Annotated in this window: 1 protein-coding gene; it reads right to left on the bottom strand. The window is 64.0% G+C overall.

Going from position 1 to position 528, the window contains the following annotated elements; translation table 11 throughout:
• Window positions 1-499, bottom strand: a 499-nt coding sequence (locus tag HHX35_RS42440) for a peptidase inhibitor family I36 protein (RefSeq protein WP_182904253.1), incomplete at its 3' end; no start/stop codon positions are given.
• Between the last annotated feature and the right edge of the window lie 29 nt (window positions 500-528).

The raw sequence follows: 528 nt of genomic DNA, 5'->3' as shown, positions 1-528 counted from the left end.
CCCAGTATTCGACCGAGTTGGTCGTGCTGTTGTCGGCCGAGGATATGCGGTCTCTCCAGCCATATGGTGCGAGGTCCTGCGTGCCGCAGTCCGAAAGCTTGCCTCGCGGGTAGCCGAAATTGATGTCCTGGTAGAAGCAGAACCAGCCGGACGGGCAGTCGGCGACGCCGAGGGCGACCTGCTCGGGCAGGGCGTAAGTCACTACGAACTTACCGTTGTCGTACGAGACCTCGTTGGGGCTCGTCTGTTTGCCGCCTGGGGCGATCTTCAGCTGTAGTGCGATCTGCTCGCGCAACTCCGCATCCGAGCGGGCCTGCCGGCGTAGGAGGGATGGCAGGGCCGTTGAGCTGGTCGATGCCGAGCTGGTTGTGGGGGTGGGAGACGGGGCTGTCGATGCGGTTGCCGCTGTGGCCGGTGCCGTGAACGCGACCGCCGATGCGAGAGTGAGTGCCCCACCCACCGACATGCCGATACGCGCGACGTGCGTGCCGAGCTTCATTCGCAAAGCGTCCCTTCCGTAAATTATCC

Origin of the sequence: Microbispora sp. H10830, assembly GCF_014161375.1 — a bacterium.
GTDB classification, from domain to species: Bacteria; Actinomycetota; Actinomycetes; order Streptosporangiales; family Streptosporangiaceae; genus Microbispora; species Microbispora catharanthi.
This window is presented reverse-complemented; position numbering and strand designations above follow the sequence as displayed.